Annotated in this window: 14 protein-coding genes and 1 pseudogene; 7 read left to right on the forward strand and 8 right to left on the reverse strand. The window is 66.5% G+C overall.

Annotation, left to right across the window (positions count from 1 at the left end; genetic code table 11):
- Positions 1 to 931: 931 nt before the first annotated feature.
- On the forward strand, positions 932 to 1,108 hold the full coding sequence (locus OO71_RS53425) for a hypothetical protein (protein ID WP_425388719.1): 177 nt from the start codon (positions 932 to 934) through the stop codon (positions 1,106 to 1,108).
- A gap of 429 nt (positions 1,109 to 1,537) precedes the next feature.
- On the opposite strand, the gene OO71_RS31545 is transcribed toward OO71_RS53425, so the two are convergent.
- Positions 1,538 to 2,368: an alpha/beta fold hydrolase gene (locus tag OO71_RS31545; protein ID WP_162186133.1), complete on the reverse strand. Its 831-nt coding sequence runs from the start codon at positions 2,366 to 2,368 to the stop codon at positions 1,538 to 1,540.
- A gap of 611 nt (positions 2,369 to 2,979) precedes the next feature.
- On the opposite strand from OO71_RS31545, the gene OO71_RS53430 reads away from it, so the two are divergent.
- Positions 2,980 to 3,450 (forward strand): alcohol dehydrogenase catalytic domain-containing protein, encoded by a 471-nt coding sequence (locus OO71_RS53430; protein ID WP_156096639.1) that lies wholly within the window; start codon positions 2,980 to 2,982, stop codon positions 3,448 to 3,450.
- Complete coding sequence (locus OO71_RS31550; protein ID WP_033293616.1) at positions 3,423 to 3,611, forward strand: hypothetical protein; 189 nt, start codon at positions 3,423 to 3,425, stop codon at positions 3,609 to 3,611. The genes OO71_RS53430 and OO71_RS31550 overlap by 28 nt, the downstream gene beginning before the upstream one ends.
- 100 nt (positions 3,612 to 3,711) lie before the next feature.
- On the opposite strand, the gene OO71_RS31555 is transcribed toward OO71_RS31550, so the two are convergent.
- The 7 genes from OO71_RS31555 to OO71_RS31585 all read right to left on the reverse strand — a co-directional run bounded on the left by OO71_RS31555 (position 3,712) and on the right by OO71_RS31585 (position 10,750).
- Positions 3,712 to 3,897, reverse strand: a complete 186-nt coding sequence (locus OO71_RS31555; RefSeq protein ID WP_033293617.1) for a hypothetical protein — start codon at positions 3,895 to 3,897, stop codon at positions 3,712 to 3,714.
- A 595-nt stretch (positions 3,898 to 4,492) separates the two neighbouring features.
- Positions 4,493 to 5,026, reverse strand: a complete 534-nt coding sequence (locus OO71_RS31560) for a cupin domain-containing protein (RefSeq protein WP_051792492.1) — start codon at positions 5,024 to 5,026, stop codon at positions 4,493 to 4,495.
- 1,012 nt (positions 5,027 to 6,038) lie between these two features.
- Entirely contained in the window at positions 6,039 to 7,403 is a 1,365-nt protein-coding gene (locus tag OO71_RS31565) for a carboxylesterase family protein (RefSeq protein ID WP_084145410.1), read from the reverse strand.
- Positions 7,400 to 7,765, reverse strand: coding sequence for a metal-sulfur cluster assembly factor (locus OO71_RS31570; RefSeq protein WP_051792494.1), 366 nt, complete (start codon positions 7,763 to 7,765; stop codon positions 7,400 to 7,402). Before OO71_RS31570 ends, OO71_RS31565 begins: the two co-directional genes overlap by 4 nt.
- 1 nt (position 7,766) lies before the next feature.
- Entirely contained in the window at positions 7,767 to 8,843 is a 1,077-nt protein-coding gene (locus OO71_RS31575; RefSeq protein WP_033293618.1) for an amidohydrolase family protein, read from the reverse strand.
- Between the two features lie 7 nt (positions 8,844 to 8,850).
- On the reverse strand, positions 8,851 to 9,369 hold the full coding sequence (locus OO71_RS31580; protein WP_033293619.1) for a gamma carbonic anhydrase family protein: 519 nt from the start codon (positions 9,367 to 9,369) through the stop codon (positions 8,851 to 8,853).
- Entirely contained in the window at positions 9,353 to 10,750 is a 1,398-nt protein-coding gene (locus OO71_RS31585) for a phenylacetate--CoA ligase family protein (protein ID WP_245633844.1), read from the reverse strand. Before OO71_RS31585 ends, OO71_RS31580 begins: the two co-directional genes overlap by 17 nt.
- 285 nt (positions 10,751 to 11,035) lie before the next feature.
- On the opposite strand from OO71_RS31585, the gene OO71_RS31590 reads away from it, so the two are divergent.
- The 4 genes and pseudogenes from OO71_RS31590 to OO71_RS31600 all read left to right on the forward strand — a co-directional run bounded on the left by OO71_RS31590 (position 11,036) and on the right by OO71_RS31600 (position 13,149).
- The gene (locus OO71_RS31590; RefSeq protein ID WP_033293620.1) at positions 11,036 to 11,791 is read left to right on the forward strand and encodes a hypothetical protein; all 756 of its coding nucleotides are present in this window, start codon (positions 11,036 to 11,038) and stop codon (positions 11,789 to 11,791) included.
- Positions 11,792 to 11,808: 17 nt separating this feature from the next.
- A pseudogene (locus OO71_RS53435) lies at positions 11,809 to 11,976 on the forward strand (thiamine pyrophosphate-dependent enzyme); the annotation flags it as partial.
- Positions 11,977 to 12,014: 38 nt separating this feature from the next.
- The gene (locus OO71_RS52465) at positions 12,015 to 12,467 is read left to right on the forward strand and encodes a hypothetical protein (protein WP_033293621.1); all 453 of its coding nucleotides are present in this window, start codon (positions 12,015 to 12,017) and stop codon (positions 12,465 to 12,467) included.
- A 67-nt stretch (positions 12,468 to 12,534) separates the two neighbouring features.
- Positions 12,535 to 13,149 carry a TetR/AcrR family transcriptional regulator gene (locus OO71_RS31600; protein ID WP_033293622.1) on the forward strand — a complete coding sequence of 205 codons (615 nt, stop codon included), beginning with the start codon at positions 12,535 to 12,537 and terminating at the stop codon, positions 13,147 to 13,149.
- Positions 13,150 to 13,223: the final 74 nt, after the last annotated feature.

Consider the following 13,223-nt stretch of genomic DNA (forward strand, 5'->3'; position numbering starts at 1 on the left):
CCGTCTTCGGCGCCAGAATGGGCAGGACGACCAGCAGGATGCGATTGCGCAATGCAGAGCTGCCAAGGCATTCCTCCCATCACGGCGTGAGTTCCAGGTGAGCGAAACACGACGGTCGAAGATCCGGAAGGCGGTAGTCCGCGATAGGGGTATCGGGCGCGCTTATGGAAGGAACGGTCACGGCAGCGTCGACGTGCTCAGGCCCAGTGCCAAGGTCGTGGGGGTTGGCGGTGGTAACCGTGAAGGGTCTGCCGGGTGAGTGTGCTCCGGCCCGGAGTGTTGGAAGGTCGCCGCCAGTTGCACCGGAGACCTTCTCGGCGCACCCGATCGGCGCCCGTTCTGGAGCAGTTCTGGCATCCAGAACCAAACGGGGGCAAGGCTTGCTCCACGATCGCTCCGGCTATTGAACGGTAGCTGAAGATTGCCCGGCTAAAACCGAGATCAGGCGGACGAAAAAACCGCCCAGCGCAGGACTAGGCGGCTCGGTGCGGATCAGATCGAGCGGTAGACCGCGGGCTATGGGGCTGGCGCGACGGTTTACGAACTTGGCGAGCGGTTCGGCATTGAGCGGCGCAACGTTCTCCGTCGGCATGGTGTGCGGATGCGACCTTTCGCCAGAGCGGATTGACGAGGCTGTGTTGAACAAGCTGCGTGAACGTCGGGTTCCACCCGCGACACTCATGGGGGGCCGCGCATCGAGGTGGGTGATCCTCGATGATTCGACGCGCGCAAGCATCCGCTCGGTCAGGTTTGGATGGCGCTGCCGTCGTCCGGACGGTGACGTGGTTGGTCGGTCTCACGTTCCTCTTTGGTTTCGGCAATGTCCGGAGCCTCGCGCTGCGTCTTGGCGTGCCCGCGTGGGTTGCGGCGCTTGCTACGCCAGCGGTCGATCCTAGGGCTTCTGCTCGGCATCCGGCAGGTGGCTCTTGCGTTGAACGTGGCTGACCCGCTCATGGCCGGTGGCTACGGGAAGGCTGCGTTCGACGCCGTGGATCCATTGCTGTTGATGGGATGGGCCGAGGTCGGGCCGGATCTGTTGCGGGTTCTGGCCACCGCAGCCCGATCGGTCGCGGCAACAGCCGATGTGACACCAGAGCAGATCGGGTGACCCGCCTCATGCAGCGCTTGCGGTTCCGGAGACATCACGGGACGTGATGCTCGAGACTGCGCTCGAACAAGCCGACCTGAGAATGGTGCGATCGCACGGACTCGGTTCTGTTCTCCGGCCTGCCGAACCGGTTGCGGACGGTCCCGAGTTGCTCTGCCCGCGCTGATTTCACCGCGGTTGGTAGGGGACCTAGACATAGCGAATGCTCAGCGAAGAAGCAGGCCGATACCGCTGCCCATCGAAAAAATATGTCAGCCTACTTCTTCCTCCGGCGCTTATGAATAAGCCTCCCACGGTATGATACACGACCGGCGGCCCGTTTCTGATTGAATCGAGCGTGGTAACCCGATTTCTTTCAATAAACGGGCCGCCGCACACTACGACGTGCCGAGGGGAATCTATTGATTCTCGCGTGAATAACCTCGATGCCTATGCGCGCGCCGCCAGGAACTCGCCCACGGTGTTGGCGACCTTTTCGGGTTCCTCCAGGCAGAGCACGTGTGAATTGCGCTCAAACTCGAGGTACTGGACGTTGGGGAGTGCGTCGGCGAGTTCGCGCGCCAAGTACGGTGTCGTCATCAGGTCGAGCCCACCGACCATCACCAGCGCAGGCACGTGAACGTCGGCCAGTCGCGCGACGGCGTCGTGCTCAAGCACATGGTTGAGAATGCGCCGGTAGGCGTTGCCGTCGACCCGCGGGTCGGGGCTCTCTTTCTCCGCCATCATGGCCTGCCCCATCGCTTCGAAGCCGGCCACCAGATCGGCGTACTCGTGGAAGGATCTCGGCGAGAAGTCCGTACAGATGCCCAGACCCAGTCCTGAGGCCAGTCCGGCGTGCTTCAGCAACAGCAGCCGGGTATTGATCATGTAGGTGAACCACCTGTCGGTTCGCGCGATCGTCGAGGACAGGATCAGCGAGCGGACGCGGTCCTGATAGCGGATCGCAAGCTCCTGGGCGACGCAGCCCCCCATCCAGAAGCCAGCCACATCCGCGCGCTCGACGCCCAGCGCATCAAGGACGGCGCACGCGTCACGAGCGGCTATCTCACCGGTATAAGTCCCGTTGTCATCGCTCCAGCCGCGGATGGCCGGGTCGACAAGAATGACCTGACGGTTCATCGCGAGCAGGTCGATCAAAGATCCGAGCCCGGGCACCATCCGCGGGCTGTCAAGATCCTGCAGCAAAAGCAACGGCTCGCCGGTCCCGACGACCTCGACGTGAATCCGATTCCCCTCGGTGTCGACATCTATGGTGCTCATGTGCATCACGCTCCTCAAACTTTGTGATGGGTTTTTCGATGAGAATCACGTTCGCGATCCGAGTTTCAAGAAGCCAAGTGGGAGTCGGCGATGAGCGGTGGGCGCGCCTGGAGCCGTTGCTCCGGGACCGCGCCCCGATCAGTTGGGGTCGGTGGATGGACCATCGCAAGGTGATCGATGGTGTGTTGTGGCGTACCACGGCCGCGGCGGCGTGACGCGACCTGCCTGCCGAGTACGGACACCGGAAGACCGTTTGCAACCGGCATCGCCGCTGGCCGGCGGACGGCACGTCAGTCCAGCGACACGCATAGCGCACCCCTATTCGTTGCCTTATTGAGCACTTGCGACATGCAACCGCAACGTTCGTGGTGCCCAGCGATGTCTTGCTGCCGCTGGGCGGTTGAGGTGTGGGCGCCCCCTCTGCGTCCCACGCCCCATGGTGGCCGACGTCAGCGTATATCGACGAGCGACTGCTCGCAAGTAGTGATTCCAAAAGATTCGAACAACGCTAATTGCTGTGGCTACAAGCTAGTTGGGGCCGATCGATGACTCCGGGGCGGCAGCCTTATGAGCGAACATAGAGTCGCTTTAAGTCGCGACTGGTGAAGCTGATGAACGACCGCAAAGGGGTGATCGCAGGCCGGGGAGGGGAGGCCCGCGCCCCGCACATATCGGTCGCTGATCGAGTGGACCGCCCCGACTTTCACCGAGACACGGTCCCGGCCGTGGAGGTGGGTCAGCGGGTGGCCGTACTGCCGACGCTGACCTGTGGGAAGTGTGCCGGGTGCCGCGCGGGCCGGTTGAGCGAATGCGACGAGCTCGTCATCGTTGGGGAGCACGTCGACGGTACTTACGCGCAGTACCTCGCGGCGCCGGAGCGCAACGCCATTCCCATTCCTGATTCGGTGAGTCATGGGCAGGCGGCGGTCAGCATTGTCGCGTACCTGACGGCTTGGCACCTGCTCCGTACCCGCGGGCAGCTCGTCGAGGGGGGAAACCGTGCTCGTGGTCGGCGTGTGCAGCGCCGCGGTACGGCTGGCGAAAGTCCCGGCAGGTGCCCGATTTCGCCGACGCGGTCGTGAAGCTCACCGGCGGACGGGGCGACCTGTCCATCGACTCGCTCCGCCACGATGGGCGGCTGGTCGCGATGGGCTCGCACCCCGGGCGCGTCGCTGAGGTGCAGCCCGTGGGCATCCACCGCAAGGAGATCGACATCCGCGGGGCGCACACCCGCCCACCTTGACGAGATCCGTGCCTTCCTTCCGCTGCTGGCCGACGGTTCACTGCAACCGGTGATCGATTCGGTCTACCCGTTGGAGAATGCCGGGACGCCCAACGCCGGCTCACGTGACGCTTTGCCCGGACAGCCGACTGACGTCCGCGCCATTTCCCGGCCGTACTTCGAGGACGTCCATGAGGTGGTGGCCGATCCGCGCGGCAGCCCGGGACGGGTTTCCAGCGCGGTCGCCCGGCATCAAGGCACGTCCCGGCCGGGCGAAATCGTTCGTCGCGATGGACAACCGGAGCATGTGGCACAGCGCGGGCTGCTCACCGGTGACTTGACGGAGGGGAAGGTGGCGCGGTTGCGGCCGGAAACCCCAGACGACCGTCGACGACCTGCCGGCCGGTTCGAGTCCGGGTCGATTCTGGTGCGGGCGTTTGCGCTCCCGGTACCCTCCTTGGTGATCTGCGGTCAGCAAGGTGCTGATGGGCGAATCGCTCGCCACACTGGAGGAGCTGTTTGGCTTCGAGACGACGGCCGACATACGGACCGCAAACGCCGAATGACGACCCGCGGCAGTGCACCGAACGAGGCTGTGCGACGAACGACGCAACCTGTCTGCCGATCGGCTCAGGAGACTGGCTGCCGCCGAACCTGGCGGCGGAGCCGATGTCGGCGCGTTCACCAGGCTGGCAGGCCCCGAGGATCGCGGCACTGTGGTCGACGCACTGCACGAGGTTGACCTGCTGCCGACGGAGTGGAAGACGTCCTGCATGAGGAGGTGGTCAGGTCCTGCGGGATGAGCCGGCGTCCGATGTGCTTGCCGGGCAGCGCATCGCCTGCCCGGCGGTACCCCGGAGCCGGACATGCGGAACAGGCAGGCAAACCGGGGTGCTTCCCGGTCAGGGCCGAACTCCGGGCGGCGCGATGATGTTGATCTGCGCTTTCCCGGCGGCGGCGGTGAGTTTCCGCGCGGTCTCCTCATCCATTTGCCAGCCGCGTTTCGGCCCGTCGTATTCGGCGGGCTCGGAGACTTCGCGCAGGAAGTCCTCGAATCCGGTGGGCGAGGTGAGCAGCAGGAAGGTGGCGCCGACTTCGGGGTCGGCTTGAAGCGTGTGCGGAACACCGACCGGGAGCAGCACGGCATCACCCGGGCCCGCGGTGAATTCGCGGCCGACCGACCAGTAGGTGATCGACCCCTCGAGGACGAAGAACATCTCGTCTTCCACCGCGTGCTCGTGCAGCGGCGGGGTTGCTCCGGGAGCCATCTGCTGCCACGCGAGCAGGAGCTTCCCCTCGGTGTGCGAGGCGTCGAAGATGATCTGGACGTTGTCGCCGAGGAACCACAGCGAGTCGCGATCCGCCTTGCGGATGTGCTGGACTCGTTTGGCCTTGACGAGGGTTTCTTCGTCGTAACTGCCGGGCTCGCTGGTCATTGTTCGTTCTCGCTCTCGGGGTCGGCTGTACCGGGACGGCAGTGGTTTCCCGTTCCATCTGGCGAGGTGTTCCACGTGGGACGGGGACGAAATATGCGAATGATCGCTCTTGAAGAGGTGCTCCAGCTCTGAGTATCCGAGAGTAGGGCAGCGACTGATCGATCGCAAGTGGCTGCGGAGGGGGCTGGCCCGCGGATGGGGCAGCAGTGGCCGCCGCGCGACTGACTTGACCTGTAAGGTGCGAGTTTCTATTCGCAATAGTTGTCAACGCCAGGTCTTGTCCTTGACTTTCTCATGAGGAGTAGTGATCTGGCCGGAGGGACGGCAGCTGCGTAGGTCGGCGATCGCGAGATTCAGTTCGCAATTGGTGAGTGTTCCACCGGAGGGGGCGTGCCCGGCCCAGCTGGCGAAGGTCGAAGCGTCCGTCCATGGCCGAAGTTGCTGCGCGGAAGGACATCCGGCCGCCTCTCGAGCGGTTGTCTGCGCGGGAAATGGAGACTTCTCATGGTTATCCGGGAGCTCCAGGGCGAGCAGCAGGCGCGGCTGGCTGCTCGCCGCCGGGGTTCTGGAAGACGTACCTGCCCTCCGTCGACGCCGTCTGATCGCGCTGCTGACCAACACCGGGGTGGTGGTGCCCGCCAGCCTCGTCACCGCGCGGCCGTCACCTGCGGCGATCGAGGTCGGGATGGGGCTCGCGGCGAACGACGTGCCGGACCCGCGACCCCACCGCCACCCGGTACAGCCGCCGCGCGCTCGAACAGCTCGCCGAATTCGCCCGGAAGAACGACCTCATCGTGGGCACCGACCAGGCCTTCGATGACACCATTCTCGACGGTTTTGCCATGACGGAAATCGCCGCGCTGCCGGGGGGCTGGTCTATTCTACCTTCGCGGACCGGAACCGGTGCCTGTCGGCGATCGAGGGGATGGTCGACGCCTTCGCCCGGCACCCGAAAGCCGCGGTGACGGGGAAATCCCGGTAATGCTCCTTGCGGCAGTGGCCACTTCTTCGTTCAAGACAGCCGGAAAACGGTCGGGTCGGCGGTGGTGAAGGGTGACCAGCCGGGGTTTCCGTCGCGGACGAAACGGCCGAGGCGGTCGCCGAACGAACGGGAGAGCGGAGCGAATTCCGCGTCGATGCCGCGTAATTGCGGTGCCTCGGCCCAGGCTTCCGCAGTGCCGAAGACAAACGGCAGCTCGGCACAGTGGCACGCGCCGAACGGGCCTGCGCGCCAATCGAATTGGTAGACGAAGGCAGGTTTCCCGCGTTTTTCCCGTTGCTGGGCCACCGCGACCGCGGCGGTGGTGAACTCGCTGTCGGTGAGGGCGGCACCGAGGACCCGGCCAGGAGCCTGGCCGTGCTCATGAGCCGCATAGACCCGTTCGCCGTCGCCGAATCGCCGGTCCAGTTCGGCAATCACGTCGGCCTTGCTCGCCTCGGCGACCGCCGGATCGAGGTCGAAGAATGCGCGCATCTCCTCGCTGGTGGTACCGACCAGCACGTCGAGGTCCTGGCTTGCGTTCCGATCCAGCGCATCGAGCGGGCTGGCCCAAGGCAACTCTGCGGTGGCCGTCGGGTACAGCGGGGGGACGATGCCCCCGAAGGTGTGCCGTTGAACGGCGACCCGGCCTGCTGCGGCGAGCAGGCGGTCCGGCGCGACGGTGCGCAGGTCATCGAGCCCCTCGACGACCGCGGCCGCGACTTCCGTTGCCTCCGCCGGGGTTTGCAGCGGCCAGCCGTACGGTCCGCTCTGCAGGAAGACTCGCCGGACCAGCGGACGCGTGGCCTCGGCGGCGGCCAGCAAGGCAGCCGAATGTGCACCCGCTGATTGTCCGCCCACCGTGATCTTCGCCGGATCACCGCCGAAGGCACCGATTTCCCGGGCGACCCACTGCAGCGCGGCGCTCTGGTCGGCGAACCCGAAGTTGCCGTTCCCCAAGGCCTGGTCGAGCTCGGCGAGGTAGAGGTATCCGAGCGGGCCGAGCCGGTAGTTCGCGGTGACGACGACGATTCCCTGCTGCGCGGCGAGGATACTGCCGTCGTACCACGGCCAGCCGCCCGATCCGGTGGCCCATGCGCCGCCGTGCAGCCAGAACAGCACCGGTGCCGCGCCGGAGACGTCTGGCGTCCAGATGTTCAGCGTCAGGCAGTCGGTTTCCGACGTGGCTCGGGGAGCGGGCCCCATGACGCTCTCGAGCCGTGACGGAAGCTGCGGGGCTGCCGGTCCGGCGACTCCCGCTTCCCGGACGCCGGTCCATCCGGGAGGTGGCATCGGTGGGCGGAATCGGTCTGCGGTGGCGTACGGAATGCCGAGGAATTTCGTGACGCCGCCGTGTTCCCGGCCGTCGAGCCGCCCTTGTCCGGTGATCACCCTCATGTCGCACTCTTGGCGCTCAGCGACAGCAGCCGACGGCCCGCGGATCGGCGTTCGGCCAGCTGGGTCCGGCCCGCGTCGGTCATCCGGTCGGGTGTCCAGACCGGTTCGGGGTCGACGTGGACCCGGACTTCGGCCACGCCGGGCACGGCGGCCACCGCGTCTTCGGCATCGCGCACGATCAGCGTGCCCAGCAAGCACATCGGCGACGTCAGGCACAGGGTGACCTCGACAGTTCCGTCGTGCTCCCGGAATCCGAGGACCAGGCCCATGTCGACGATGCTCAGCGGAGCATTGGCGGCGATCGAACACGGATCCAGTACCTGGTGCAGCGCGGTCTCGATGGCTTCGGCGGCGACGGACATGTCAGGCCACCCCCGCTTCCCGCAGCCAGTTCGAGTACGGCGCCTGCAGGCCGTTCTCCCGCACCGCGACGCTGAACTCGTCGGTTTCGATGCGGGCCCGCGCGGCGGCGATGTCCAGGCCGATCATCGCGGCGTAGTTGCGGCCGAGGATGTCCGCCTTGATCTCGCGAGTCAGGCTGACCTGGTACTTGTCCTCGAGGTCGGCGGGCAGCTCGAAGGCCCAGAACTTCTCCAGCAAGGACTGCGAATGGCCGAGTACCCCGCCGTCGGCCCAGAAGATTTTCTGTGCGCCGCCCCAGTAGAGGAACTGGGCGAGCACCTCGCCGAAGATCCGCGGTGCCTTGTTCAGCAGCAGTGACGTGGTTTCGAGATTGGCGTACACGTTGGGAAAACGCGCGATGGCCTGCGCCGTCTCGTCCACGAACGCCATCCCGGCATGCACGATTTCGAAGTTCAGGTCGGGGAAGTCGTAGGCTGCGCGGTCGACGTCGTCGACGCGGTAGGGGTTCATCGGCACCGGCCCGTTCGGCAGTGCCTTGTGGATGGCGATCACTTTCAGGCCGAGGTCGCGAGCCGATTCGTAGAGCGGGTACGCCACTTCGGGATCGTCCATGCGCCAGCTGCGGATCGGGGCCACCGAATCGGGGTACAGCTTCAGGCCCACCGCTTCCGGCAGGTCGGCCACCTGTCGTTCCATGTCCTTGATGGCGACATCGATGCCGCGGAACGGGGCGGCACCGACATAAAGGAGGTACCGCTGCGGCCATCGCCGGGCGGCCTCGCAGTTCTTGGCGTGCGAGACGATGGAGTCGAAGGTCCACCCGTCGAGGTCGATGTGGTGGCTGACTGCCAGGTCCACCTGGCTCTCCAAGAACTGGGTGGCACTGAGCATTTCCATCGTCTGGTCGGAAAGGAACACCTCCCGCGGGACCTGCAGCTCCGGCGGGTTCCAGGTGCGGTGGATGCCGTAGACGAGCTCGGGCAGCGCCCGGCCGACCCGGTTCCGCCGGATGTTCGCCGCGCTGAAGTCGTAGGCGTGCGCGATCGCGTTGATCACGAAGACGTCGTTGTCGATCATGATACTCCTAACCGGTCACGTGGGCATCGCGGTGCAGCTCGGACAGCCGGAGATAGATGTCGGCGTTGTGCCGCAGGGCGGTGCGCTCGCCATCGGTGAGCTGCCGCCGGACGCGGCCGGGTACGCCGGTGACGAGTGAACCCGGCGGGATGGCCGTGTTTTCCAGGACCACTGTTCCGGCCGCCACGAGGGAGAACGCCCCGACCCGGGCCCCGTTGAGAATCGCGGCACCGATGCCGACCAGGACGTCGTCGGCGACCGTGCAGCCGTGCAGGACTGCCCGGTGGCCCACCGACACACCGGCGCCGACCGTGAGGACCAGGCCGGGATCGGTGTGCAGAACGGCACCGTCCTGGATGTTGCTGCGCGGGCCGATGCGGATCGCGTCCAGGTCGGCCCGGATCACCGCGCCGTACCAGACACTGGCCCGGTCGCCGACCGTGACGTCGCCGAAGAGCACCGCGCCGGGTGCGACGTAAGCCGTGTCGGCGACGCGGGTGCAGGCGCGGTCAGCTGAGCCGTTCATCGATGACTCTGCGGGCCTTGAACATCTGCACGTCGAAGGTGTCCGGTGCCACCACGTCGACCGGCGTGCGGACCATGACCCCCGCGCGCAAGCGTTCCGCGAGGTCGTGACGCAGCTGCTCGTCGCGATCCGGCGGGGCATCGGCTGCCCGTTCCACCTCGACGCGCATCTCGTCGAGCTCTCCGGACCGGGTCACCCGGATCCGGTACTCGCGGCCCGTGCCGGGGGTCTCGCGGATGATGGCGTCGATCGCGCTGGGGTACACGTTCGCCCCGCGGATCAGGAGCATGTCGTCCAGCCTGCCGTAGACGCCCCGCGGCAGCCGGGGGAAGGTACGCCCGCAGGCGCACGGCGAATCGTCGAGGTGGCCTTCGTCGCCGAGCCAGAACCGGATCATCGGCTGGGACTCCCGCCACAGATGGGTCGCGACCACCGCCCCGGACTCACCCACTGGGATCGGGACGTTGGGATCGTCCCGGCCGACCACCTCGGTGTAGTTCTCGTCCTGGACCAGGTGCACCCCGCCCTCGGCATGCCGGCAGCCGACGTTCGCGTAGAACGGGTGCATCTCCGACGAAGCACCGGCGCCGAGGTCGACGACTGCCGCGCCGCCGAGTCCTTCGGACATCGCCTTCCGGATTTCCGGGATGCTGCCACCCGGCTCGCCGGCCACGATGATCACCCCGAGATGGCTGCCGGACAGGTCGATCCCGAGCTCGGCTGCCCGGCGCCCGAGGTGCTGTGCGTACGACGGCGTGGCCACGAGCGCGTCGACCCGCATCCGGGCCAGCTGCGTGAGCTGCTGGTCGGTGGGCATCAGGCTGCCGACCGGGAAAGCGCACGCGCCGAGCACCTCGCACGCCTGCAACAGGCCCCATCCGCCGAGAAACAGGCCGAAGGGAAAGGAAATCTGCACGATGTCGTCGGGCCGGACCCCGGCCGACCACAGCGCGATCCGGCAGACCTCGGCCGAACGTTCCCAGTCCCGCCGCGAAATGCCGTACATCGTCGGTATTCCGGAAGTACCCGACGACCCGTGGATCCGGGCGAGTTCGGCGGGAGCCACCCCGAGGTAGGACCCGAACGGCGGATGCTCCGCCTGGTCCGCGACGAGCATTTTCTTGGTGATCACCGGAACTTTCCGGGTGAAGTCGTCGAGTGACTTCACCGAGTCCGGGTGGAAGCCGTGTGCCTCGTAGTGCCGCCGGTAGAACGGGATGGTCTCGTAGACGTAGTGCAGCTGGTGCTGTACGCGCTCGAGGATCAGCGAGGCCCGCGCGTCCGGATCCATGGTCTCCCGCAACGGGTCCCAGTACCGGCGGTAGTCCTCGTCCCGCCGGGTCAGGCTGCGCCGCTCTGCGGAATTCATCGCGGACGTCACGAAACCGCCTCCTGTGGGTTCGGTCACTCTCGCGCAGGAACTATGACACGGCCTGCGCGGGGCGTCAAGGCTTAATGCGAACATGTAGTCGCACGGTTCTCTCGTTCGATTTTCTCGCCTGTAAGGTCATGGTTGGTAATATCAGCGAGTGTGCGACTTGGTACTCGCGTTAAGGATACGCAAGGGCAGGTTCGATCCATGACGTCGAGCACATCGCGGCTACCTCAACCCGGTGATCGAAGAGGCGCGCCGGCTCGGCGCGCGGATGTGGCATCCCGCAGTCCGATGGTGCTGCTGGCAGGACAGCACGGCACGGCGGGCGACCACCTCGACCCCCTGCATGAGGGCTGTGCCGCGGAGTGCTTCAAGACGGTCGCGAAGTGGACCCACCGGGTGACCGACTGGGAGATGAACTCCTACTGGGTGCGTAAGGCACTGGTCGATGCGGTGGCCTACCCGCCGGGTCCGGTGGTCGTGCCCGGTGCCGGCCTGCCGGTGATGCCGTCGACCCAGGCCGTTCCCGTCCTCGTGGATCGCGCTGCCGATCTGCTGGCGGCCGCGCAACGGCCGCTGATCATCGCGGGTGACGGCGTGCACTGGTCCGGCTTCCGCGGCCCGCTGCTGCGTGCCGCCGACACAGTGCTCCTCGTGGGACTGCGCGCCGGTGAACTCGAATCGTGGTTCGAACCACCGGACTGGCCTGCCGCGGACCGGACCACCTACCTCCAGCTGCAAGAGACGGCCGACGAACTCTGGCTCGGGCTCGACAGCCGGGTCACCGTGCTCGGGTCGAGCCGGCTCGTGCTCGCCCAGCTCACCGAAGCGTTGCGGGCCCGGCTGCCCGAGCAGCCGGTACCCCGCCCGGAGTGGCTGGGCGAGCTCGCCGGGGTCCGGACGGCATTCGCCGGAAAACGCGCGACGGCGCTCTCCTCGAGCCAGGGGAAGACGCCGATCCACACCTACGAACCCAGGCGATCGCCGATGAGGCGGACGAAGACGAGACCATCATCTACGACTCCTATCAGGGTTCGCTTTACCTGACCGACGCCGTCACCGCAATGCTCCCGGGGCAGGTACTCGAAGCCGGCCCGCGCGTCGCGCTCGGCCAGGGGATCGGCATGTGCTTCGGCGCCGGGATCGCCCGTCCGGGCAAGCAGGTGATCACGCTCGTCGGGGACGGCGGCATCGGCCTGGCCGGCATGGACATCGAAACGCTCGTCCGCTACGGCATGCCCGCCGTCATCGTGGTCCTCAACAACAGTTCGTGGACGGCAACTCGCTCCTGCAGGACGAGATCCAGCCCGGCTTCGGCTCGTGGGAGATGCTGCCCGACCTGCGCTACGACGAGGTCTTCGCCCCGTTCGGATGTCACGTCGAACAGGTCACCGGCGGCGAAGAGCTCAGGCCGGCATTGCGCCGGGCCTGCCGGTCCGGAAAGGTCGCGGTCGTCAATGTCATCGCCGACACCGACGGTCCGGAGGCGTCGTTGCCCTGGCTGCGGCTCAAGGCCGGAGAGTTCCACAGCCGCGGGATCGGCGATCTGCCGGAGAGCATCCGCCGGCACTTCCGCGGCCTGCCGGTGATCGAAGCACTTCGGCTGCACAAGACTGCGCTCGACAACGGCACGCGCATGCCACTGTCTTTTTTGGCCGCATTGACCGGTAACAGCGAGGAAGACTTGCACCGGGCAGTCGAGGCCACCGGTTACCGGTACTGACAAGCCGGCCGGATGGCCGCGGTTTGTTAGCCTGATGCGACTCGATATTCGCATCGTGAGGATTCGCATGCCTGAAGACAAGGTACGGCGCAGGTCGCGGTCGGCGCGGTCGATCGAACGCCGGCACCGGATCACGGCGATCGCCACCCAGCAGATCACCGAGCACGGCTTCGAAAACCTCTCGGTCAACGACCTCGCCGCCGCCGTCGGGATGAGCGTCGGCGGCATCTACCGGTACATCACGACGAAGACCGACCTGCTGGTCATGGCGTGCGAGGACATCTACGACGGAGTGCGTGACGAGCTCGGCGGAATCGCGGCCGGATCCGAACCGGCCACCGAGAAGCTCCGGGCCGCGATCGAGAGCTACCTGCGCACCTGCTGGTCCCGGCGGGCCCAGATCGCCATGGTGTACCGCGAATACCGCCGGCTGCCCCTGCCCGAGCAGCAGGTGTACAAGGAGCGGGAGAACGCGATAGCGAGCATTTTCGCCGATCTGGTGGGAGCGGGAATGCGCAGCGGTGAGTTCCGCCCGGTCAACGCGCGGATGGTGGCAACGGACATCGTCTTCCTCGGGCACCTGCCGTCGTTCAAGTGGTGGGCACTGCGCGAGGCGATCGACTCCGACGAGCTGTGCCGGGAGCAGACCGAACTGTTCCTGCGCGGACTGCGGAACGATTGACGGGCCTCCTGGCCCGCTGCAAACTACCTGCTGCCGGAGCGGGAACCGGATCCGCTACTTGACGGCCGGTTCAG

The organism is Amycolatopsis jejuensis (genome assembly GCF_000717335.1).
Lineage (GTDB): Bacteria > Actinomycetota > Actinomycetes > Mycobacteriales > Pseudonocardiaceae > Amycolatopsis > Amycolatopsis jejuensis.